At 39.3% G+C, this 22,671-nt stretch carries 20 protein-coding genes and 1 riboswitch; of the genes, 10 read left to right on the top strand and 10 right to left on the bottom strand.

The features are described 5' to 3' along the window. Nucleotides 1-77: 77 nt before the first annotated feature. Complete coding sequence (locus RYX56_RS09680; RefSeq protein ID WP_317121851.1) at nt 78-1,760, top strand: putative bifunctional diguanylate cyclase/phosphodiesterase; 1,683 nt, start codon at nt 78-80, stop codon at nt 1,758-1,760. A 46-nt stretch (nt 1,761-1,806) separates the two neighbouring features. On the opposite strand, the gene RYX56_RS09675 is transcribed toward RYX56_RS09680, so the two are convergent. After that, on the bottom strand, nt 1,807-2,148 hold the full coding sequence (locus RYX56_RS09675; RefSeq protein ID WP_317121945.1) for a YflT domain-containing protein: 342 nt from the start codon (nt 2,146-2,148) through the stop codon (nt 1,807-1,809). 237 nt (nt 2,149-2,385) lie between these two features. Here RYX56_RS09675 and aldA point away from each other — a divergent pair, with 237 nt between their 5' ends. Continuing rightward, entirely contained in the window at nt 2,386-3,834 is a 1,449-nt protein-coding gene (aldA, locus tag RYX56_RS09670; protein ID WP_317121850.1) for an aldehyde dehydrogenase, read from the top strand. Between the two features lie 61 nt (nt 3,835-3,895). Here the strand turns inward: aldA and RYX56_RS09665 are convergent, their stop codons facing one another. After that, nucleotides 3,896-4,663 (bottom strand): class I SAM-dependent methyltransferase, encoded by a 768-nt coding sequence (locus RYX56_RS09665; protein WP_317121849.1) that lies wholly within the window; start codon nt 4,661-4,663, stop codon nt 3,896-3,898. 175 nt (nt 4,664-4,838) lie between these two features. Between RYX56_RS09665 and RYX56_RS09660 the strand changes: the two genes are divergently transcribed. Then, the gene (locus RYX56_RS09660; RefSeq protein ID WP_317121848.1) at nt 4,839-6,035 is read left to right on the top strand and encodes a class I SAM-dependent rRNA methyltransferase; all 1,197 of its coding nucleotides are present in this window, start codon (nt 4,839-4,841) and stop codon (nt 6,033-6,035) included. Between the two features lie 42 nt (nt 6,036-6,077). Here the strand turns inward: RYX56_RS09660 and RYX56_RS09655 are convergent, their stop codons facing one another. Beyond that, the gene (locus RYX56_RS09655; protein ID WP_317121847.1) at nt 6,078-6,701 is read right to left on the bottom strand and encodes a cell wall hydrolase; all 624 of its coding nucleotides are present in this window, start codon (nt 6,699-6,701) and stop codon (nt 6,078-6,080) included. Between the two features lie 565 nt (nt 6,702-7,266). Here RYX56_RS09655 and RYX56_RS09650 point away from each other — a divergent pair. After that, nucleotides 7,267-9,441 (top strand): DNA topoisomerase III, encoded by a 2,175-nt coding sequence (locus RYX56_RS09650; protein WP_317121846.1) that lies wholly within the window; start codon nt 7,267-7,269, stop codon nt 9,439-9,441. 47 nt (nt 9,442-9,488) lie between these two features. Here RYX56_RS09650 and RYX56_RS09645 read toward each other — a convergent pair whose 3' ends face one another. Further along, nucleotides 9,489-11,477, bottom strand: a complete 1,989-nt coding sequence (locus RYX56_RS09645; RefSeq protein WP_317121845.1) for a methyl-accepting chemotaxis protein — start codon at nt 11,475-11,477, stop codon at nt 9,489-9,491. Nucleotides 11,478-11,570: 93 nt separating this feature from the next. Between RYX56_RS09645 and RYX56_RS09640 the strand changes: the two genes are divergently transcribed. Continuing rightward, entirely contained in the window at nt 11,571-11,951 is a 381-nt protein-coding gene (locus RYX56_RS09640; RefSeq protein ID WP_317121844.1) for a VOC family protein, read from the top strand. Nucleotides 11,952-11,980: 29 nt separating this feature from the next. Here RYX56_RS09640 and RYX56_RS09635 read toward each other — a convergent pair whose 3' ends face one another. From RYX56_RS09635 to thiC, 5 genes are all read right to left on the bottom strand, one after another. After that, entirely contained in the window at nt 11,981-12,175 is a 195-nt protein-coding gene (locus RYX56_RS09635) for a YwbE family protein (protein WP_317121843.1), read from the bottom strand. 141 nt (nt 12,176-12,316) lie between these two features. Beyond that, entirely contained in the window at nt 12,317-13,855 is a 1,539-nt protein-coding gene (locus RYX56_RS09630) for an FAD-dependent oxidoreductase (RefSeq protein WP_317121842.1), read from the bottom strand. 126 nt (nt 13,856-13,981) lie between these two features. Beyond that, nucleotides 13,982-15,217 carry an MFS transporter gene (locus tag RYX56_RS09625; RefSeq protein ID WP_317121841.1) on the bottom strand — a complete coding sequence of 412 codons (1,236 nt, stop codon included), beginning with the start codon at nt 15,215-15,217 and terminating at the stop codon, nt 13,982-13,984. A gap of 130 nt (nt 15,218-15,347) precedes the next feature. Then, nucleotides 15,348-15,512, bottom strand: a complete 165-nt coding sequence (locus RYX56_RS09620; protein WP_317121840.1) for a hypothetical protein — start codon at nt 15,510-15,512, stop codon at nt 15,348-15,350. Nucleotides 15,513-15,527: 15 nt separating this feature from the next. Further along, complete coding sequence (thiC, locus tag RYX56_RS09615) at nt 15,528-17,306, bottom strand: phosphomethylpyrimidine synthase ThiC (RefSeq protein ID WP_317121944.1); 1,779 nt, start codon at nt 17,304-17,306, stop codon at nt 15,528-15,530. A gap of 134 nt (nt 17,307-17,440) precedes the next feature. After that, nucleotides 17,441-17,555, bottom strand: a riboswitch (TPP riboswitch). Nucleotides 17,556-17,666: 111 nt separating this feature from the next. On the opposite strand from thiC, the gene RYX56_RS09610 reads away from it, so the two are divergent. Together RYX56_RS09610 and RYX56_RS09605 are read left to right on the top strand one after the other, a co-directional pair. Continuing rightward, nucleotides 17,667-18,332, top strand: a complete 666-nt coding sequence (locus tag RYX56_RS09610) for an NAD(P)H-binding protein (protein WP_317121839.1) — start codon at nt 17,667-17,669, stop codon at nt 18,330-18,332. A gap of 105 nt (nt 18,333-18,437) precedes the next feature. Then, complete coding sequence (locus RYX56_RS09605; protein ID WP_317121838.1) at nt 18,438-18,896, top strand: flavin reductase family protein; 459 nt, start codon at nt 18,438-18,440, stop codon at nt 18,894-18,896. Between the two features lie 241 nt (nt 18,897-19,137). Here RYX56_RS09605 and RYX56_RS09600 read toward each other — a convergent pair whose 3' ends face one another. After that, nucleotides 19,138-20,499 (bottom strand): cytochrome P450, encoded by a 1,362-nt coding sequence (locus RYX56_RS09600; protein WP_317121837.1) that lies wholly within the window; start codon nt 20,497-20,499, stop codon nt 19,138-19,140. A 209-nt stretch (nt 20,500-20,708) separates the two neighbouring features. Here RYX56_RS09600 and RYX56_RS09595 point away from each other — a divergent pair, with 209 nt between their 5' ends. From RYX56_RS09595 to RYX56_RS09585, 3 genes are all read left to right on the top strand, one after another. Continuing rightward, complete coding sequence (locus RYX56_RS09595) at nt 20,709-21,131, top strand: hypothetical protein (protein ID WP_317121836.1); 423 nt, start codon at nt 20,709-20,711, stop codon at nt 21,129-21,131. A 4-nt stretch (nt 21,132-21,135) separates the two neighbouring features. Continuing rightward, nucleotides 21,136-22,122 carry an alpha/beta fold hydrolase gene (locus RYX56_RS09590; RefSeq protein ID WP_317121835.1) on the top strand — a complete coding sequence of 329 codons (987 nt, stop codon included), beginning with the start codon at nt 21,136-21,138 and terminating at the stop codon, nt 22,120-22,122. A gap of 117 nt (nt 22,123-22,239) precedes the next feature. Next, nucleotides 22,240-22,659 (top strand): potassium channel family protein, encoded by a 420-nt coding sequence (locus RYX56_RS09585; protein WP_317121834.1) that lies wholly within the window; start codon nt 22,240-22,242, stop codon nt 22,657-22,659. Nucleotides 22,660-22,671 lie beyond the last annotated feature (12 nt).

Genomic DNA, 22,671 nt, shown 5'->3' with positions numbered 1-22,671 from the left:
ATGGATTAAATAAGTCCTTATTGTTCTTTAAATGCAATAAGGCATCAGTGCGATCTAGAGTGGGAAGAGGTGCTTTGATGGACGAGAGCATTGGAAATAAGACAATTCAATTAAGCCTCATATTAAAAACACTTGAGGAACTGCATGATATTGTTTTTTTAATGGAATATGAACAAGGTCGTTTTAAGTATAGTTATTTTAGCAAGGGTGCACTCGATTATGCTTCTTTATCTGAGGAGTGTCTTGGGAAATATATTGATGAAGTATACCCTACCTATATTGCAGAGCATCTCAATCAAATGTATATAGAAGCTCTCAAAAAAAGAAAGCCGATTACTTATAAAGATAAGATGAATGTCGAATCAATGAATCAGTTAGGTAAGTCTGTTATTGCGCCTATTATTGAAGATGATGGTGTGATTAAGTACTTAGTTTGTTATACCGAAAAACTGAGTCATGATGATTATGTCTTTGATACGTTAACGGGTTTACCTAGTATTAAAGGGTTGAAAGAAAAAATTGAGACGAAAGTGAAGCAATTCCCTGATAAAAAGATAGCAGTCTGTTATTTGAAAATCAATCAATTTGACCAGGTGGTTGATTTAATTGGTCATGGATCGATAGAAGACTTTATTGTAGAGATGACAAATCGGATATTGCGTGTTTTGAGAAATGAAGAAAGTGGATTAGCCAGAATAGCGGGCGATGAGTTTCTTTTTTATATCGTGTCTGAAAATGAAATATGCGATGTGGCAGCATTGATCCAAAAACAGGTCCAAGCGTCATATTTAGTCGATGAAATGGAATTAGAAGTAACCACTTCTATTGGAATATCGTACAAAATAAGCCAGGAGTTACCTGTAGAGCATTTGATTAATCAATCCTACCATGCGATGTTTCAAGCGAAACAAAAGGGTGGACAAGCTATCACTGTCTTTAATTTTAATGAACATACAAATGAAGTAATGAATAAACCGATTATAGAAAGAGAGCTACGCAGGGCTGTGACTAAAAAAGAACTGACCCTTTACTTTCAGCCAGTTATTGATGTGCATACGAAGGGAATTCATTTTGAGGCCCTCTTGCGATGGTTTAGTCCAAAGCTCGGTACCATTCCACCTGATGTATTCATTCTTGTTGCTGAGGACCGAGATTTTATTCAAACTATAGATGAGTGGGTCATAGATAAAGCAAGCGAGTTTATTTACACATCGAAGGATCCATCTGCTAAAGTAGCAGTTAACCTATCAACCAAAACGTTAGCATCTGATACGTTGGAATCGATGTTAGAAACCGTAATCGAAAAATATCAAATTTCTCCAAGTCAATTGGAGTTAGAAATTACCGAACACTCTCTATTGCGAAATGAACAAGCGATTATTGATAAACTGTTCCGTTTGAAGAAGCTAGGATTTAGTGTTGCTATTGATGACTTTGGCGTAAGTAATGCATCGCTAAATTATTTGCGTGTTTTGCCAGTAAATAAAATTAAAATAGATAAAGTATTTATTCACAATATCGAAAAGCTAGCAAAGGAGTACCATATTGTGCATTCAATCATTTCTTTAGCTAGAAAGCTTGGTCTAACCGTAACAGCAGAAGGGGTAGAAACCAAAGAACAGGTTGAAATGCTTTTGCAATCAAACTGTGATGAATTACAAGGGTATTATTTTAGCAAGCCGGTAGATGAACAATCGTTAGATAGGGTTGTGGAACAAATTCACGATAAAATGGATCAATTAACATCTATTCATAAATAAAAAATAAGCGTGAGCTGATTCAATCAGCTCACGCTTATTTTTATAGTTACATATTAACAGGATGATCTTCTTTTAAAACAAGAATAACCTTGCCTTGATCGAGCTTGTTTTCTAAATTCTCTGCTTCAGCTTCTGTAAAGCCTAACTCTGAAAATTTAGCTCGCAGCTCATCACCCTTTTTACGGAAAACATTTTTAATAGAGGTACCAAGTCCTACTTCACTTGCTCCAACTGTGTTCGCATCAGCATTATCAGCAATGCGGTCTGTACGATCATCATCATGTGTGATGACATACATTGTAGCTGGGTCAACACCTCTAGCTTTCAATGTTTCAATTTCACGTACAACTTCTTCATCATTTTGGAACTCTTTATAGTTTGGATTCATCATTATCGCCTCCTTGATAAATGTGTACCCGGCTGAAATAAAATCAAACCAACCATCCTTCGTTTTTTATTGGAGGTTGGATAAAAGCCTTTCTACATGAAGGGTTTCTAACATCTTTGTGAAAGTATCAAAAAAGTAAAGAGGGTCTTATAGTACATTCATTGTCTAAAACATGTTTAACATTCGTATAAAGTAGGAAAACCTTCTTTAAGCACAATAGTAAGAGGAGGCATAAACGTGAAAACTCATAAATTATATATAGCAGGAGAATATGTTGATTCAACGTCTACAGAAACGATTGATGTAATAAACCCTTCTACAGAAGAAATCATCTCAAGGATTGCTAATGGAAGCGAAGAGGATGCGAATAAAGCCATTGATGCTGCGTATGAAGCGCAAAAATCTTGGAAGAAGGTACCATCAAATGAAAGAGGTAAAATGGTGCGTGAATTAGGAGATGCTTTAAAAGAAGAGCGTGAAACCTTTATTCGACTTCTTATAGAGGAACAAGGTAAGAGTTACGAGCTTGCAACAGGGGAAGTCGACACCGCCATTGATTATTTTTATTATATGTCTGAGTGGGGTAGAAAGATTGAAGGAGAGATCGTTCCAAGTGATAAAACCAATGAACAAATCTTTATTCATAAAAAACCAATTGGTGTCATTGCAGGGATTGTCCCTTGGAATTTCCCTGTTTTTATATTAGCAAGAAAAGTGGCCACAGCACTTATTGCTGGTTGTACCATCGTATTAAAACCTAGTCAGCAAACGCCTAATACCGCTGCAAAGTTTAATGAGCTTGTACACAAATCTAGTCTGCCAAAGGGTGTTTATAACTATGTGACGGGGAGAGGCTCAGAAATTGGCAACGTGATGGCTTCACACCCAAAAGTGAGCATGGTGACAATGACTGGAAGTGTAAAAGCAGGAACAAAAGTAATGGAAGCGGCAGCACAGCAAATTACGAAAGTTAACTTAGAGCTAGGAGGTAAAGCTCCTGCTATTGTGACAAAACACGCTGACTTAGATGTAGCAGTTGAAAGCATTAAAGCATCCCGTCTGACAAACTCAGGACAAGCTTGTACAAATGCAGAGAGAGTGTTTGTTCACGAGGATGTTTCTGATGAATTTATTTTAAAGATGGTTGATGCAATGAAGAACTCAACTTATGGAAATCCGCTTGAAAATAAAGAGGCCGATATTGGGCCATTAATTAGTAAGGATCATTTAGAAGGCGTCTATGATATGGTGAAAGAAGCGGTAAAGGACGGGGCAACGATCTTAACTGGAGGACAGCCGGCTGATGTAGAGAAAGGTTTTTTCTTTGAGCCAACCGTGCTAAAAGATGTTAAACACGATACTCCTATTATGAAAGAAGAGATTTTTGGGCCGGTGCTTCCAATTACAACTTATCGTGATTTTGATGAGGTTATTAGTATGGCCAATGATTCGGAATATGGGTTGTCTTCTTCTATTTACAGTGAAAATTATCATGAAGTTATGCGAGCTACCGCTGAACTCGAGTATGGAGAAACATTTGTTAACCGAGAAAATTTCGAAGCGATTCAAGGCTATCATGCCGGTATGCGTAAGTCCGGTTTAGGTGGAGCAGACGGTAAGCATGGTCTAGATGACTACTTAGTCACGCATGTGGTCTACATGCAATATAAAGAGGATAAAGAATAATAGACGAGAGGAGCTCAAGATTGAGCTCCTCTTTTCGTTTAACCTTTTGTCTGAAAAATAGTTACTTACTATGATTCTTAATTTTTTTACAGACGTAAATCATCTGTCTGCTCCGAGCGTGTAGAGGTGTCTTTTTCCAATCTGCATAGGCATGTATGATAGAGAAGCCTTTACTTGTTAAAAGCCTCTCCATTTCCTTAGGGAAGACATAACGAAGTCGAATCGTTTCCTCTTCTCCGTTCACTTGAACACCATCTATCATTTGAACCTTCGAATTACATGTTAGAATTTGCTCTAGTGGATCGTAGGTTTCAATATGCCATTCAGTAATCTCACGTCCTAAGTGATCTCTAAAGGTTCGATTGTAAGGTGCGGTACCAATTATATCTTCTTTTTCTAAAAAACGAGTTCCAAATAGGAAAATCCCGTCCTCTTCTATATGTGTATAAATACCCTCGAGTAGCTTATCTTGATCTTCGTTAGTTAAAAAGTGCTGAAAGGCATTACCAACTAAAAAGAGAAAGCTCCCCTTTAGAGAAAGAGAGAGGGTGGTCGCGTCTTGAAGCTGAAAATCAATTTTCAGATTAGCTTGCTGAGTTTTATTTTTCGCATGTTCAAGCATTCCTTGGTGAATATCAATGCCGACCACATCATGCCCAAGTCGAGCAAGGTGAAGAGCCGTTCGACCTGTCCCGCAGGCAAGGTCAATGATCGGTCCACTTGTCCGAGCTGCATATTCTTCTATGAGGGCTAGATCATCCTCAAAATGATCGTTTTCTACATCGTATAATAGAGGGTCTTTGTATTTATCAAAGTTATCGAGTTTCAAGTTTATAGCAGCTCCCATGGATTGTATTTTATATTAGAAAATTCTAACATATTTTGCTTTGGAGCATCAATTTCGTTCTAAAGAAATCAATGATATAATCAGCCTACAGATAACCGAGCGTGAATGTTGTAGTTTAGTTTGCAAGAAAATAAAGAAATGATAGGGTGACGTATGAATGAAAGAGTTAACAGTGCAGATAAAAGATTCTCATATCAAAAAAATCAAAGCAGGTTCTCCATTACTCGAAAAAGATGCGATACAAAATACAAAACCCCTCACAGAGGAAGGGATGGTTTTGAAGCTTGTTGATTCACAAGGGACTTTTATTGGTAGAGGATACTATGGGCGTCAGAATAAAGGGTATGGATGGGTTTTATCGAGAAACGAACGAGAAGCGATTGATCCACTCTTTTTTCTAGGGCGTATTCACAAAGCGATTGAGAATCGTGCCGTGTTTTTTGAGTCTAATGATACAACAGCCTTTCGCGTGTTCAATGGTGAAGGGGACGGCATTGGTGGACTAACAATTGATTATTATGATGGGTTTTACGTGATGACTTGGTATAGCGAAGGAATATATCGTTTTCGTAACTGGGTGATTGAAGCGCTAGAAACGGCCCCACAATTTAGAGGGTTATATGAGAAAAAACGGTTTGATAAAAAAGGAACTTATATGGAGGATGACGATTATGTCTCTGGTGAGCGTGGCGAATTTCCATTGCTCGTAAAGGAGAATGGTCTTCATTTTGCTATCTATTTAAATGACGGTCCTATGGTGGGAGTGTTTCTCGATCAAAAAGAAGTGCGTAAAAAGATTCGTGATAACTATTCAGAGGGAAAAATCGTTCTTAATACCTTTTCCTACACGGGGGCATTCTCCGTTGCTGCAGCGCTTGGTGGGGCCACGAAAACAACGAGTGTGGACCTTGCTAACAGAAGTCTACCTAAAACGATTGAACAGTTTAGTGTAAATGGAATTGATTACGATGCACAAGACATCAAAGTGATGGATGTATTCCAGTATTTTAAATATGCTAAGCGTAAAGAACTAAGCTTTGATGTCGTTATTCTTGATCCACCAAGCTTTGCGCGATCTAAGAAACATACCTTTAGTGCACAAAAAGATTATACGAGTCTCTTACAAGAGGCGATTCAAATTACGGAAGACGATGGTGTAATTGTCGCGTCAACCAATTGCAGTACATTTGGAATGAAGAAGTTCAAAGGGTTTATTGATCAAGCCTTTAAAAAAGAAGGGTTCTCCTACAAAATCGAGGAAACTTTCTCTTTACCAGATGATTTCCGGACGATCAAAGCTTTTCCTGAAGGGAATTACTTAAAAGTAGTCATCGTAAAAAAGGTTAAAGGATAGCAAAGTAGCCAGGCTTCGGTACCGAAGCCTGGCTGTTGTTCGTTAATTTGCAAAGGCATGATTGCCAATGGTGCGTTCAATCGTTCTTGTTTGAATCCATTCAGAAGTTGCGATGGCTGGATTGAAATAATAAAGAGCTCCTTGGCTAGGGTCATTCCCTTTGTATGCCTCTCTTACTGCTTGGTATGCTGTTGCATCAGGTGATAAATCATATTGTCCATCATGGACAGCTGTAAATGCATTTCGTTGATAAATGACACCTGCAAGGGTAGAAGGGAATTCATCTGACTCAACGCGATTTAGGGCAACAGCAGCAACTGCCACTTGTCCCTCAAAAGCTTCTCCACGTGCTTCCCCATATACAATTCGTGCTAGTTTATGTATTTCTTCCAATAAACTATGTGTGGCAACACCTGTAATACCGTCTACAACTAAATTAAAATCACTTTGGAAATTTCGAACAGCTTGCTCCGTTAACGGTCCGTAGTGTCCAGTAGCATCAGTATCTAAGTAATCTAGTTCAATTAATTGTTTTTGAAGTTCTTTTACCTCGGCATTAGAATCACCATTTTTAAGAAGACTGCTTGCATGTCCTTCCGATGGAAATACGAAAAATAGTGCAGCCAAAGCGACGATTGCTTTGCTAATTGAAAATAACTGTTTCATTCATCATCTCTCCTCGATAGATTGATTTTTTGATAATGTTAACCAAGTCTGTTTACCACCAATTCATTATTTTTAAACATCATGGCAACAGATGGACTTGGATTGACCACGATGTTCTGTTGCTATATTTATTGTTTCATAGCCTTTCAGCCTCAAACAAGAGACCATCTTAGGGGCTCAAAAGGAATGAATTAGGGACTTTCTTATAGATTCATAGCTTGATTAGTAAGATGACCTATTGAATAGGACACAAAAAAATCACTTGATGGAACTGATTGGAAAAGTATTAGTCTATCATAGGGAGCAACTTCTAGATAATCCCATATAAGTGCTGATCAAGTTCCAAGAAGACTATTAAACCATAGTAAGACCTAGGTCAAATCAAGTGATAACCTCTAGTAAATTGGTGTATGCAAATGTTTTACCCTAAAGTTGTACTATCGTCTTGTTTCACGTGAAACGTACAATGAATTATCAGAATGTTTCACGTGGAACGGAGGCTTCATATCTTTTTATAGGCAGTGATGCTATCATATTTGAAGGATTAAGTGGAAAGGGTGTTTGAATGAAAAAGTCAGTTGTTCTAGCAGAGAAACCTTCAGTGGCAAGAGATCTAGCTCGAGTATTGAAGTGTGAAAAAAAAGGAAATGGTTATTTTGAGGGGACCTCCTATATTGTAACGTGGGCACTTGGGCATCTAGTGACGTTAGCTGACCCTGAAAGTTACGGTGACATATATAAAACGTGGAAGCTAGAGGATTTACCCATGTTGCCATCTCGTTTAAATCTAGTTGTTATGAAAAAAACAAGCAAACAATTTTATGCCGTCAAATCACAGTTGAATCGTGGTGATGTTGATCAAATTATTATTGCGACTGATGCAGGAAGAGAAGGGGAGCTTGTGGCACGCTGGATACTAGAGAAAGCAAATGTTAAAAAGCCAATAAAACGTCTGTGGATCTCTTCTGTTACAGACAAAGCCATTAAAGAAGGTTTTAACCATTTACGTGATGGTAAACAGTACGAAACATTATATGATGCAGCTGTGGCACGTTCAGAAGCAGATTGGTATGTAGGAATGAACGGAACTAGAGCCCTTACAACAAAATACAATGCTCAACTTTCATGTGGTCGGGTGCAGACACCGACGCTGGCGATGATTGCTAAAAGAGAAGAAGATATAGGTCAGTTCAAGCCAAAGAGTTTTGATCAAGTAGCGGTTCTCTCTAAAGATCGTGTGACGTTTCATTGGTATCATAAAGAAACAAAAGAACGTCGAATCTTTAACGGAGAGCAGGCAGGACAGTTGAGACAGAAGCTTCAAGGTCAAAAGCTTACGATTCAATCTGTCTCAAAGACAAAAAAACAAACATTAGCACCGAAATTATATGATTTAACAGAATTGCAACGTGATGCAAACCAAAAATTTGGATTTTCAGCGAAAGAAACGTTATCTACTTTACAAAAGCTCTATGAGCAACATAAAGCTGTTACCTATCCACGGACAGATTCGCGTTTTCTATCGTCAGACTTGGTTGAGACACTAGGTGATCGTCTAAAGGCATGTGATGTTCAACCATACCGTAAGTTAGTATCTGATATAAGGAAGCGTCCATTAAAAGCACATTCAAATTTTGTGGATGATCGCCAAGTAACAGACCATCATGCCATAATACCAACAGAACAATCCCCTGCACCTAGCGCATTATCTGAACGTGAAGCAAAGCTTTATCAATTAATTGTTCGTCGCTTTTTAGCTGTACTTTATCCAGCTTATGAATATGAGCAGACAAAAGTGGAAGCAACAGCATCAGGAGAGCACTTCAGTGCGAAAGGTGATCGGATACTCTCACGTGGGTGGAAGGCAGTGTATGAAGCCAATGGGGGAGAACAATCAACAACATTGCCAGAAATAACTGAAGCAGATCAGTTTACTATCAAGGAAGTGTTAGTGACAAAAGGTCAGACACACCCTCCAGCTCGTTTTAATGAAGGTACGCTCCTTACAGCAATGGAGCGACCGCAGGCATTTATGGAGAACAAAACAGATGAGTTAGTTGAGACGCTTGGTAAAACCGGTGGCATTGGAACAGTAGCTACAAGAGCTGATATCATTGAAAAGCTCTACCAATCCTTCTTAATTGAGAAGCGAGGAAAAGAGATTGTGATTACCTCAAAAGGAAAACAGCTGCTTACACTTGTACCTGCCGACTTACGTTCGCCCGCTCTTACAGGGGAATGGGAACAAAAACTAGAGGCAATTGCAAACGGTGAGCTTAAAAAAGAGGCATTTATTACTGAGATGAAAGAGTACGCGAAATCAATTGTAGGTGCAGTGAAAGCAAGCGATAAGAAGTTCCGCCATGACAATGTAACAGGGAGTAAATGCCCTGAATGTGGGAAGTTAATGCTTGAGGTTAATGGAAAGAAAGGGAAGATGCGTGTCTGTCAGGACCGTGAGTGCGGATATAAGAAAAACATCGCAAAAGTGACCAATGCTCGTTGTCCTAAGTGTAAGAAGAAGCTTGAGCTTAGAGGAGAAGGTGAGGGCCAAACATTTGCATGTGTATGTGGACATCGTGAAAAACTATCGGTCTTCAATGAACGTAGAAAGAAGAATAAAAATAAACAAGTATCAAAGCGAGAAGTCTCCACTTATATGAAGAAGCAAGATAAAAAAGAGGATTTCAGTAATTCTGCTCTAGCGGATGCCCTAGCAAAGCTAAAATTAGATAAATAAAAAGAAACCTAGCTCTGAGTATTAAACTCAAGCTAGGTTATCCCTTTTTATACTTTAAAGCGGTTCATACGTTCTGTTAACAGCTCACTTGCGTTACTTAAGACCTCTGCAGATTCAGAAACAGTAGAGAGAGCACGCATTTGCTCCTCAGTTGAAGCGGTCACTTCCTCTGCTGCAGCTGCTGATTGCTGTGAAATTGCTGCAATGTTTTCAATCGAAGCCACAACAGAATCTTTACGTTCATTCATGTGTTTGACTTCATCTTTAATTAATTCAATAGCTCGCGTAATGTCTCCAACGACCAGTTCAATTTCATTAAAGGATTGCTCAGTAGATTTAACCGCTGTATTTTGTTCAGTAGTAATCGCTTTAGTTGATTGCACTTCATCTACCACTTTAGAGGTTTCAACTTCAATTCCTTCAATCGTATGACGGACTTTTTCGGTTGCTTGGGATGTTTGTTCGGCAAGCTTCCTTACTTCATCTGCCACGACAGCAAAACCTCTACCACTATCTCCAGCACGAGCTGCTTCAATACTTGCATTTAATGCGAGTAAGTTCGTTTGGTTTGAAATGTCATTAATCGTATTAATCACTTGTTCTACTTCTTTAATTCTGTTAGCAAGGGTCTCTACTACACCTTCAACATTTCCGATGACAGTATTGAAAGCACGTGTCTTCTCTTGCAAAAGAGCCACCTGTTCTGAGCCTTTTTGATTTTCGGCCGTTGCCCTTTGAGAAAGCAACACAAGTTCATCTGAGTGTTGGTCTACCTTGACGATTTGGTTAGATAATTCAATCGTAAGGTCTTTTGCGCCATCGACATCTTCAGCTTGCTGTGTAGAGCCTGAGGCAACTTCGCCAATTGCATTAGCCACTTCTTCACTCGATGCAATCGTCTCCTCAGAAACAGCACTTAAGCTTTCAGCAGAGTCGTTCACTTGCTCAACAGAAGCTTGGATGGATTCTACTAATTCACGCATCGATCCTACCATGACGTTGAAGTCTGTTGTCAATTGTCCTATTTCATCTTTAGAAGAAGTAACCATTGTTGCCGTAAGGTCGCCACGAGCAACTCGGCTGACTTCTTTTTTTAACGCTACGATTGGTTTAGAGATTCTCCTTGAGAAAAGATAAGCAATACCACCAGATAACAAGATGGCAACCAAAGCAATCACAATAATAGTATTACGTAAATCTCTAGCGCCAGCCATCATATTTTCATGTGAGAAGACAGCCCCGGTTCGCCAGCTAGTTTGTTCGACTGTGTCATAGTAAAGAAGGCGATCTTCTCCTTCAGAATTGTATTCCAAAAAGTCACTTGGATTTTCTGATTGAACAATTTGAGACACGATTGGATTGTCTACGCTATTACCGCTTAATGTTGGGTGAACAAGCGCAATCCCTGTTTGGTCAAATAAGAAGAAATATCCTTCATAACCAGGATTACTAGAGTTGATGATTGCGGTTAAATTTTCTAAGTATAAATCAAACGAAACCACCCCAAGTATGGTTGTTCCACTCGTAACGGCTTTAGCTGCTGTTACGACATATTCACCTGTACTAGCATCTTCATAAGGTTCAGTCCAGATAACGGTATCTGGACTCGCTGCTGCGTCTGTGTACCAAAGACGAGTGCGTGGGTCGTAATCAGAGCCAACGTCAATAAAAGGCTCAGTAAAAAACTCCCCTTCGTTTGATCCGATGTACGTAACGGCGATATGTTCATTTAAAGAGTTGAACGTTTGGAAATCTTCATTAACAATGGCCCAAGCTTCTTCTCTTTCTTCCTCAGGTGATTGCAACATCGTCACCACACGATTATCTTGACTATAACGGTCAATGGATGATGCGAAATTCTCTAGGTACAATGATATTAAGTCACTTTTTTCTTGAACGAGTGATTGACCTTCTACTCGAACATTCTCCTCCACCTGTTGCTTTACTTGTAAATACGTTAAAGTAGAAACGATAGCTAACGTAATAAACAGTAAGGTACAGATGAGGGTAATAAGTTTAGCTTGAATCGATTTCACTTACCCCATCCCCCTTAAAAATAAACCTCTCATTATAGTATCGGTTATTTGTGAGAGAAATTTAATAAAAAATGACAAAGGAGCTAGGTCAATATGCTTAAAAGTGTGGAATTACATCATGTGAGTCTAGAGGTGAAGGATTTAGAAGTCTCTAAAGAATTTTATAAAGAAATCCTTCTTTTAGAAGAATTAAACCGTCCTACTTTTGATTTTAAGGGTGCTTGGTTTGCGATTGGAGTGCAGCAATTACATTTAATAGAGAATCATACTAGAGAAGAGGGTAGGGCAGTTATTGATTCAAGAGGACATCATTTTGCCATTCGAGTTGAAGACTACGATGAAGCTCTTAAGTGGTTAAAGAAGAGGGAAGTAGAAGTGGTAGAAAAACCTACTAGTAAAAGTGGATTTGCCCAGATTTTTTGCTTAGATCCAGATGGCCATATTATTGAAATTCATGTCGAAAGAACAAAATAAAAAAGATGAGTCGTTACACTCATCTTTTTCTAGCCAATGATCTCTTTTACTCGTCCAACTTGTCCACCAGAAAGCTTTACTTTAATGCCGTGTGGGTGGCTAGGGGAATTTGTAAGGATGTTAGCAACTGTACCCTCTGTCAATGTCCCTGTTCGTTGGTCTTTTTTTAGTACAATCTTAACTCTTTGTCCGATTTTAATGGCAGATCGATTTTGTCCGTTCATTTGAAACGTCCTTTCTTTGACGCAATTGATCTCTCTATCATACCTCAATCTTTGGGTAGATCCTAGAAGAAGTCTTTATTATCCCATGCATTATGATGGAGACACAAAGAGCTCACCCAATATAGGCAAGCCCTGTTTCTATTATTTATTATGCTTTATGTTTTTAAGAGGCTTAGTGGCAGGACCTTCAATGACTTCTCCTTTATATGAGAAACGTGAGCCATGACATGGGCAGTCCCACGAACGATCTCCGTGATTCCAATTCACTTCACAGCCCATATGAGTACAAGTTGTGTCAACTAAGTGGAGACATCCTTCTTTATCCTTGTAGGCACCCGCACGTTTTCCATCAACTTTCACTACTGCGCCTTCGTCTAAAGCTATTTCATCAATTGATTTATCAGCATCATCGAATTTTCCTTTTATTAAATGCTTTGCAACATCAAGGTTCTCAGACATAAAGTGCCTAATACTTGGGTCAGCAACAAATCGAGATGGCTTATAAAGCTCTTCATAAGGACTCGGTCGCCCTACAATCAGATCGGTGATGACATGAGCTGCAGCTGTACCATTTGTCATTCCCCATTTTCTAAAGCCTGTTGCCACAAATACGTTCGGATGCATCCGTGATAGCTTTCCTATATAAGGAATTTTATCTAACGTAATCAGGTCTTGGGCTGACCAGCGGAAAGGAATGGCACGAGTCGTAAACACTTTATTGGCGTAATCCTGTAGCGATTCGTAGTGATACATAGTATCCATGCCTTGACCTGCCTTATGTTGTTCACCACCTATGATGACTAGTCTTTTTCCATCCATATCAGTGTAGCGAAGTGACCGTTTAGGTTCATCGCAGCTTAAATACATCCCGCCTGGAAAGTCTTCTTCGGTTTCAACTGCAATAACATAGGAACGTTCGGCATGCATCCTTGAAAAATAAAACCCTGCCCCGTCGTAAAAGGGAAAATGTGTGGCAGCTACAACATGGTTAGCTTTAATTTTTGCTCCATCACGGGTTAGGACTACAGGTGATTCTCCTTCTTTTATATCAGTTGCTACGGTATGTTCATATATTTTGCCACCCAATTCCGTAAACATTTTAATAAGGTGTGCTAAATATTTAATGGGGTGGAACTGAGCTTGTCCTCGCATCACAATACCAGCTTTAATTGGAATGTTTAGAGGCATGGAGGTAATCCATTCTGAATCAATACCAAGCTCTTGATAAGCTTTGTATTCATGTTCAAGCTTACTTACGCCTCGGTTATTCGTTGTGTAAAGGTAGGCATCTTCATCTGTAAAGTCACAGGCCATCTTTTCATCTTTTACGAGTTTGCGCATGAAGGCTAGTGCAGCGTCATTGGCATCATAATAGAGCTTTGCTTTCTCGACCCCAACATTTTGAATCAATTCATCGTAGATTAAATCATGCTGAGCCGTGATTTTTGCGGTCGTATGACCAGTTGTGCCATTTACTAAAACATCTGCATCTACTAATGTGACATCTAGCCCTTCTTTCGCTAATAAATAGGCTGTTGTGATCCCACTAATTCCGCCTCCAACCACACAGACATCCGTTGAGATATCTTCTTTCAGTGCTGGGAAGCTGGCAAGTTGAGTCGTAATCCGCCAATATGGTTCAGGTCTTTCAGGCAACCGATTGGTTTTTTGCTCATTCATCTAAAAACCTCCTTGATCTTATTCTCTTCCATAATTTGTCCAAGATGGTATGTTTTTATGTATCACAATAAAAGCTCTCTTAAACATAAAAGAGCTGCCCATACCTCAGATAGGAGCAGCTTTACACTATGCAGCGATTGACTTAGTTTGTTCGATTTTCTTTTTACCGTGTTGCAATAGAAAGTAGGCAACCACAAATGTAGCTGAAGCAGTAAAGAAGAGAGCTGCCCCACCGAAGAAATCCATCATTAAGCCGAGTAGAGTCGGACCAATCAGTTGTGCTGACATTGAAAATAAATAGTAAAGACCAGTAAACAGTCCAATTTTGGCAAGACCACCGAGATCAGCAACGAGTGGATAGGCTTGCACATTGATTAATGCCCAGGCTACACCGGCTAAAAATAGAACAACTTGTAAGAGGAGCGGGGTGCTAATAAACGGAATGGCTACAAAAAAGAGGGGCAACAAGATTAACCCGATCACCATCGTTTCAACCTTGCCAAGTTTTTGTCCAATCCAACCTGCAGGAACGGCGAATAGGACAAACGATAAGCTGAAAAAGCCGAGTGTTAATCCAGCAAGGCCTTCTGTAAAGCCAAGTGTTCTAGTAGCGTATAAAGTGAACAGTGCTTCAATAGAGGCATAGCCGATAAAATAAACAAAGATAGCGAATAAAATAAATGCTTGACCCCGGTGCTTTTTCAAGAAGAGCTCGGCAAGTCCTCTTGTAACTGAACGTCTAGCTTGAACTTCATCTTGATCATTATTTGTATTCGTTGTGTAGGGCGGGTGACGATCGACTGAGCGAAATAACAAAAGAAAAGCAGTCATTAAAAGAATACTGGTTACGATAAAAGGGTAGGATGAGTTGACTTGATAAAGTTGAGATAAACCAAACAAGGCTACAATCGCTCCAATGCCACCCATTAAGTTAATGTAACCATTAGCAAGAGATCGTCTCTCCGGTGCTATATGGTCGGGCATTAATGAGATGACGGGAGCACGGTAGAGTGTCATGGCTAATAAAAATAAGATGTCAATAAAAAGAAGTGTCCAAAGTGTCGATTGCATAAAAGGTAGTAAGACAAAGAAAAGAGCAGCAAGTGGCATGCCAATCATAAGGAAAGGGAGTCGCTTTCCAAATCGTGTGTTCACACGATCTGACCAAGCTCCAATAAGCGGGATCAATAAGACTGCTAGTAAATTATCGAGCCCCATAATCGCTCCGATAATACTTGTTCGCTCAATGTGATTAGCAAGTATTAATGGCATGTAAGCATTGTAGAAGGTCCAAATTAAGGTTAGAGCAAAAAAACCACTTCCAATTACGAGTACTTTCCTCTGTGAGAATGTTTCCTTCATGCTGACACCTCATTTCTCGGTTTTTATTATATATTCAAAATGTATCCGTTCAATCCTCTTTATGTGGAGTAGCTTTACGTGATCTTAATAAAAAAGCTGACTCCAAGTTGATAGAGTCAGCGAAATAACGTTAATAATAGAGGGCTTCAATCTTTTGGCATTTTGAACATTTAACGTAATAAGAGTCCCCGCAAAAATCATGGTCGCACGTTCGTTGTAATTCTTCAATTTGCAATTGTATTTTTTTCATTTGTGCATCAAGTTCACGAATCTCTTCTTGCAACTGCTCGATCATCGAAACACTCCTTTATTAAAGGTAAAGGTCATTACCACCGTCTTTAAACTGCTGTGATTTTTCTCTCATCCCTTTTTCAATCGCTTCTTTCGTCTCTAGATTATGTTCTTTAGCATAGTCGCGAATATCTTGAGAAATTCTCATGCTGCAAAATTTAGGACCACACATGGAGCAGAAATGAGCTGTTTTAGCTCCTTGTGCAGGCAAGGTTTCATCATGGTAGTCAATGGCACGCTCGGGGTCTAGTGACAAATTAAATTGATCTCTCCACCGAAACTCAAAACGAGCTTTTGAGAGGGCGTCATCTCTTTTTTGTGCCCCAGGATGCCCTTTAGCTAAATCAGCCGCATGAGCAGCAATTTTATACGTGATTACGCCTGTTCGTACGTCTTCTTTATTAGGTAAGCCAAGGTGTTCTTTCGGGGTGACATAGCAGAGCATAGCTGTACCATACCAACCGATCATCGCAGCTCCAATAGCGGAAGTAATATGATCATAACCTGGTGCGATATCTGTTGTTAACGGTCCTAGTGTATAGAATGGAGCTTCTTTACATAACTCAAGTTGCTTATCCATATTTTCCTTAATTAAATGCATGGGCACATGACCTGGTCCTTCTACCATCACTTGTACATCATGCTGCCAAGCTAGTTGGGTTAGTTCTCCTAACGTTTCGAGCTCTGCAAACTGAGCCTCATCATTGGCGTCGGCAATTGACCCAGGTCTGAGTCCATCTCCTAATGAAAAAGCAATATCGTATCTTTTCATAATTTCGCATATCTCTTCAAAATGAGTATAGAGGAAGCTTTCTTGATGATGGAATAAGCACCACTGCGCCATAATGGATCCACCGCGAGAAACGATTCCAGTCACTCGCTTAGCAGTTAGTGGAACATAGCGCAGGAGGACTCCCGCATGAATGGTAAAATAATCGACCCCTTGTTCTGCCTGCTCTATTAGTGTGTCTCTGTACACTTCCCAGGTCAGGTCCTCAGCTACTCCGTTTACTTTTTCGAGAGCTTGATAGATTGGTACTGTCCCAACAGGAACGGCAGAGTTTCGGATGATCCATTCACGTGTTTTGTGAATATCTTTTCCGGTTGAGAGATCCATAATATTATCGGCACCCCAACGTGTCGCCCACGTCATCTTCTCTACTTCCTCTTCAATTGAAGAAGTCACAGCAGAGTTTCCGATATTTGCATTAATTTTCACGTGAAAATTACGACCAATAATCATCGGTTCTGATTCTGGATGATTAATATTACTAGGAATAATGGCTCTTCCATTTGCAATTTCATCCCGAACAAATTCGGGATTTACTTGCTCTCTAATGGCTACAAACTCCATTTCAGGCGTAATAATTCCCTTTTTAGCATAATGAAGTTGTGTTACATTTTTCCCTGATTTAGCACGAAGCGGTTTATGATATAGAAGCGGAAATTCATTATATGTTGCCCGAGGGTCTGCCTCGTCCTTATACCCATTATCTTCTATCTTTACTTTACGACCTACGTACTCCTCTACATCACCTCGTTCTATAATCCACTCTTTTCTAAGGGGAGGCAGACCTTTAGCTAAGTCAACTGTATAGTTAGGATCAGTATAAGGACCACTTGTATCATATACACGAATAGGCGAATTTTCTTCCTCTCCAAAAGCGCCAGTTGTTTTAGATAAACCAATCTCACGCATAGGAACAAGCAGGTCACTACGAGAGCCTTCCACATACACTTTCTTGCTTCCTGAAAAGCTAGACATAATCGATACATTTTTTTGCATAATTTGGGACATCATTCATCTCTCCTTTAATTTTTTAAATAAAAGGACGAGATCTGTACATGAAAAGAATAGGGGAGTACATAAAAAAGCCGAGTCCAAATAAAATGGGCCCGGCTTACACTATGTAGAAGTAGTCAAATAGACATAATTGAGGAGTCTAACTTCCCTACGCTGGTATGAGCCAGATCAGGTCCGAAGGGTTTAAAGACTTCATTGCGTCTTTCTCTCAGCCCAACTCATTGGACACCCCTAGTTAATGCTATTAAGTTATCTTACAAATTGATCCTATCATGAGTAAGTTTTAATAATCAAGGAAAGATTTCGCTCATTTTTGATAACTTCATTATAATTAATAAAAAGGAGGGGGTAGTTTTGAGAAAACGGTCAGCACTTATACTTGGAGCGACGGGTCTTGTTGGAAGACAAGTAGTAAAGGACCTGACAAGTGCCTCGGAATATAAAGAGGTTCATTTACTTGTTAGACGACCTGTGGATAAAACGAACCCAAAACAAATTGTACATGTGGTCGATTTCGACTCTTTGGTTGAAGAGAGTTTTCCACATGTGAATGATGTTTTTATTTGTATAGGCACGACGATTAAAAAAGCAAAAACAAAAAAAGCATTTAAAAAAGTTGATTTTGATTACCCTCTAAAAGTAGCTACTATGGCAAGGAATAAAGGTGCTTCAAGACTCCTAGTTATCTCTGCTATTGGAGCAGATCATAGTTCGCGTGTTTTCTATAGTAGAGTAAAAGGAGAAATGGAAGAAGCGATAAAGGAATTGAGTTATCCACATGTTGATATCTTCAGGCCTTCACTTTTATTAGGAGAAAGAGAGGAATGTCGTTTTGGGGAGAAGATGGGCGAGATCGGGGTGAAATTGCTTAAACCAGTATTAGCTGGGCCAATGCGAAAGTACAGAGGAATCAAAGATGAGGTCGTTGCTCGTGCCATGTATAGACGAGCTATAAGAGAAGCAAGCGAGGGTGTGACAATTATTCAATCTGATGACATAGAGAAATTTGGACAAGAGTAGGGGGTTACTAGATGAGGACAAAAGTAGATCATACAGTTATGCATAGTTAGTTATCCTGGTCTTGTAGCTTTAGTGACGGTGAAGGCTAATGAGAAGAAAAACATCATGGCTGCAGGTTGGCATACGTATATTTCGTATGAGCCACCAATTTATGGAGTAGCGATAGGCCGGGAGCGTTACACATATGAACTAATGAAGGAAGCTGGTATGTTTGCGATTAATTTTCTCCCCTTTGAAAAAGCTGAGGAGATTCAGAAGGCCGGGATCTTAACAGGAGCTAAGACCGATAAATTGGCCACTCTTTCGTTTGAAGAAGGTGTAGAGACCGGTGCACCTATCTTAAAGGAATCGTATGTAGCCTATGAGTGCAAGACAATCGATATAAACACATATGGGGATCATGATTTCTTTGTAGCAGATCTAGTAGGTTTCTATCGGGACGAAGAGTGTTTCCTTGAAAATGGACTACCTAATTTAACAAAATTATCAATACCACTTTACCTTGGTAGGTCTAAGTATATGAAACTTGATGATCGTGTCATAAGTAAAGATTGTGTCGATTAAGAAATGGGGCTGGGACATATCTAAGAGGTTTAACTCAGGATACGAACGAAGCGCTAAATGAGCGGATGAAATATATGTAGACCTCTTGCGGGATGAAAAGCAGAGGTGAGACCCCACAGTGCTTAGCGCGAGGAGGCTCACCAGCTTCCCGCAGAAAGCGAAGTATATTTCAGGAGCGGTCTACATAGACCGCATCAGTAATGTTCGATTTTCCATAAGTTAAAATACTTTTGCCTCAGCCTCATTTTCTATTGTTTAAAGTCATGTAAAGCCCTCTTTTGGGACGAAGAGTCACAAGGGGCTGTGGCTTCACTGTATGATGATCAGCTGATAGCGTAAGGCGGTATTTTTGAACAATAGTGGCGAGAGCAAGTGTGGCCTCCATCATCGCAAAATGATTACCGATACATACCCGAGGTCCACCTCCGAATGGGAAGTAGGCATAGGTAGGCAAGGTTTTAATGAAATTGTGTTCAAAGCGTTCAGGAATAAACGCTTCGGCGTTGTCATAGTAAGTAGGGTTTCGGTGCATAACATACTGGCTGATTAACACCATATCCCCTTTTCTCATCTGATAAGGGCCGATCTCTATATCTTCCTCCACTTGTCTACCAATCACATAGGCTGGTGGATAAAGCCTCATCGACTCTGAGATGATATGTTGAGCATACGTTAATTGAGGGTAGAGTTCTGGTGTGATTGGCTTCCCTTGTGTTAATTCTTCAATTATAGTGTAGAGCTTTTCATCAACCTCGGGGTGCTGGGATAAGAGGTAGAATGTCCATGACAATAAGTTAGCTGTTGTTTCATGTCCGGCAAGAAAAATAGTCATTAGTTCATCTCTCAATTGTTTGTCAGTCATTCCGAGTCCGTTTTCCTCATCTTTTGCCTGCATTAAAATCCCTAATAAATCAGTATGCTCACTAGGCTCCATTCTTCTTTCTTTAATAATAGAAAAGAGGACATCATCTAATTCCTTTACTGCTCTTTTCAATTTTCGATTGTTTTTGGTCGGAATCCAAAGTGGAATAGTGATAAGAGAGCGCATTCTTTTCACACCTAACTTCATTACGGCCTCCATCGGTGCTTCGATTCTTTTTGATTCTTCTCCTATATCCATACTGAACATGGTTTTAGTGATTATACCAAGGGCAATGTTCATCATTTCGTTGGTTATAGACTTTTTCTCACCATTGCTCCAACCCTCTATATAACTAGAAGTAGTATTGATCATATCTTGAGCATATTGAGCGATATGTGTTTTCTTAAAAGCTGGTTGAATAAGCCTTCGCTGCTTCATATGAACCTCTTTTTCGCTTGTTAAAAGGCCTTCTCCGACGACGGTCTTCAACATTTGAATATCACGAGATTTAATAAATGATTTTTGCTTAGTGACAAGTACCTCTTTGATCAGTACAGGATCATTGACAAAATAAACCTGTTGAAAGGGACCGAAGCGGAACCTGCTTATTTCTCCATATTGGTTGGATTGGTTCATTAAAAATTGAAGGGGATCGTTTTTAAATTCAGGTAGATTCCCTTGTAACCAATGCCCTTTTGGACCAGGGACTATCTGTTGCTTTACTTCATATCTAGTTTTCATCACTATCATCCTCAATTTTATTCTATTGACTTAATTAGAGTATGAAGAGATGAAAAAGTTGATAGGTATAGTTGCGGAAAAGGGAAGGATTTGATGATATCGCTTAGCAAACGTTTGATTGATTTTGGCACCTGATAAGAGAAGCTTGTATATAGTATAAAAGGCAATTAGAGAGCCGACATCATTCTAAAAGAGAGGAAGTTAAGCAGATGGGGAAAAAAAGTGAGCGGAAAAAGCTTAAGTCTGTTGGGAAGAAACTAGAAAGAGAGTTAAATACCCAAGTGCATAAATGGTTAGATCATCCTTTAACTATTCAAGAGGTAAACGATTTTTTAGAGGAGCACGTTGAGGCACTAAGTAAACTTAGAGAGTATTCAGAGCTAGTTGCACAACAATTAAATCTACCTACAAAAGATGATATGGCAAGGATAGCAAAACTCATTATTCAATTAGAAGAAAAAATAGATACTTTAGAGGAGAAGGTGATGACTCTTAGCCAATCAGCTAAGGAAACTGCAACGCCATTAAAAAATTTAGATGCAGCTTCGCCATTACTCAAGGTCAATCCTCATATAACAGATCCTCGACATTTTCTCTATGATCTTCAAAAAATGGTGGAGCGGGAGTGGTAGTAGAATGCAGAAACGTGTTAATGGTGAAATAGGACAAACACCCCGTAAAGCAGTTTGGAAGAAAAACAAAGCAACACTTTGGTATTACCCAGCAAAGCGGAAAAGGTTCAATACACCATTATTTTTGGTGTATTCCCTATTAAATCAATCATATATTCTTGATTTAGCCCCTGGGATGAGTATGATCGAAGCTTTTACTAAAAGCGGATATGATGTGTATTTGCTCGACTTTGGAAAACCAGGATATGAGGATGGAGACACTTCGCTAGATGATTACATTTTAAAGTATATAAAAAAAGGAGTAGAACGAGCGTTACACCATTCTAGAACCGAGAATCTAACTGTAATAGGATATTGTCTTGGCGGAACACTTGCTTTAATATTTGCAGCTCTTGCTAGAGAATCTATTAAAAACCTCATATTATTTGCTCCACCGCTTGATTTTAGTGAGCCTCCTATTCTATCAAAATGGGCTGAAGCATTAAAAAAAGAAGAAATAAGTTTGGATTCTTTAATCGATGAATATAGAGTGATCCCGGCAAAATTAGTAGAGTTTGGGATGCGTACAGCTACATCCCCATTTACATTTGATAAACTATTATCGCGAATTGGTCCCCAAGAAGATGACGTTTATTCGCTAAAAAAACAATTAGTGGGTGAATGGGTAAATGGTCATATCCCTTTTGCTGGTGCTGCACTTAAACAATTAATGAATGACCTTGGTAAAGAAAATAAACTAATAAAAAACAAACTTAAAATAAATGGACAAAAGGTGGATCTCCGAAAGCTTACAACAAATCTTTTAGTCGTTTCGACAACAGAAGATTTGATTGTTCCTGAGGAGATGACTAAACCATTAATGAACATAGTGGCAAGTATAGACAAAACGTACAAGCGAGTAAGTGGAGGACATATAAGTCTAGCGCTCAAAGGAGAAATACCAGAATTTTTAAGTGAATGGCTAGAGGGTAGGTCTGAACGGTTTGAATAATGAACGATCCCAAGCGATGTATTGCTTGGGATCGTTCATTTCGTTTTGTTATCACTCTTGTTAAATAGAAATAGAGGTTTGCTTACTCTGAAAAGGTGAATAGGTATGAAAGGAGGGATGAGTGTGGCTTCGATGATATTAATTGCCATCACTATTTTATTTTTGGTGGCCAACCTTTATTATTTTTTTACCAATAAATCTTATAAAAAGAGCTACTTTTGCCCTGTGCTTTTTTATAAATTGTTCTACGTGTTGGTTGCTACTACAGTAGGATTTGCATGTCTTTATTATCTACTTTCTATACAGGAGCCGGTTCTGATTATTAATGATCCAACCGGAGAACCAGCAGAGCAGACCTTTGCAAATTTTCTTTACTTTAGTGGGGTTACGATGTTGTCAATTGGTTACGGAGACCTTGTACCAATTGGGGTGGCTAGATTCTTCTCTATCATTCAAGCAAGCATCGGCTTATTACTTCCGGCTGCTTACTTCATGAAAGGGTTCAGTGCAGCTCAGCAAAGTGAAGAGAAGGCTTAACTTATAACGTAA

This window comes from Alkalihalophilus lindianensis, assembly GCF_032843265.1.
In the GTDB taxonomy this organism is placed as follows: Bacteria; Bacillota; Bacilli; order Bacillales; family Bacillaceae_D; genus Alkalihalophilus; species Alkalihalophilus lindianensis.
Note: the sequence above shows the minus strand (reverse complement) of the source record. Positions and strands in the feature narration are given on the sequence as shown.

Coding starts and splice junctions, on each gene's coding strand:
- RYX56_RS09680 (WP_317121851.1), top strand. CDS start 78: ATGGACGAGAGCATTGGAAATAAGACAATTCAATTAAGCCTCATATTA.
- RYX56_RS09675 (WP_317121945.1), bottom strand. CDS start 2,148: ATGAATCCAAACTATAAAGAGTTCCAAAATGATGAAGAAGTTGTACGT.
- RYX56_RS09660 (WP_317121848.1), top strand. CDS start 4,839: ATGAAAGAGTTAACAGTGCAGATAAAAGATTCTCATATCAAAAAAATC.
- RYX56_RS09655 (WP_317121847.1), bottom strand. CDS start 6,701: ATGAAACAGTTATTTTCAATTAGCAAAGCAATCGTCGCTTTGGCTGCA.
- RYX56_RS09650 (WP_317121846.1), top strand. CDS start 7,267: ATGAAAAAGTCAGTTGTTCTAGCAGAGAAACCTTCAGTGGCAAGAGAT.
- RYX56_RS09640 (WP_317121844.1), top strand. CDS start 11,571: ATGCTTAAAAGTGTGGAATTACATCATGTGAGTCTAGAGGTGAAGGAT.
- RYX56_RS09635 (WP_317121843.1), bottom strand. CDS start 12,175: ATGAACGGACAAAATCGATCTGCCATTAAAATCGGACAAAGAGTTAAG.
- RYX56_RS09630 (WP_317121842.1), bottom strand. CDS start 13,855: ATGAATGAGCAAAAAACCAATCGGTTGCCTGAAAGACCTGAACCATAT.
- RYX56_RS09625 (WP_317121841.1), bottom strand. CDS start 15,217: ATGAAGGAAACATTCTCACAGAGGAAAGTACTCGTAATTGGAAGTGGT.
- RYX56_RS09620 (WP_317121840.1), bottom strand. CDS start 15,512: ATGATCGAGCAGTTGCAAGAAGAGATTCGTGAACTTGATGCACAAATG.
- thiC (WP_317121944.1), bottom strand. CDS start 17,306: ATGTCCCAAATTATGCAAAAAAATGTATCGATTATGTCTAGCTTTTCA.
- RYX56_RS09605 (WP_317121838.1), top strand. CDS start 18,438: ATGGCTGCAGGTTGGCATACGTATATTTCGTATGAGCCACCAATTTAT.
- RYX56_RS09600 (WP_317121837.1), bottom strand. CDS start 20,499: ATGAAAACTAGATATGAAGTAAAGCAACAGATAGTCCCTGGTCCAAAA.
- RYX56_RS09595 (WP_317121836.1), top strand. CDS start 20,709: ATGGGGAAAAAAAGTGAGCGGAAAAAGCTTAAGTCTGTTGGGAAGAAA.
- RYX56_RS09590 (WP_317121835.1), top strand. CDS start 21,136: ATGCAGAAACGTGTTAATGGTGAAATAGGACAAACACCCCGTAAAGCA.
- RYX56_RS09585 (WP_317121834.1), top strand. CDS start 22,240: ATGAGTGTGGCTTCGATGATATTAATTGCCATCACTATTTTATTTTTG.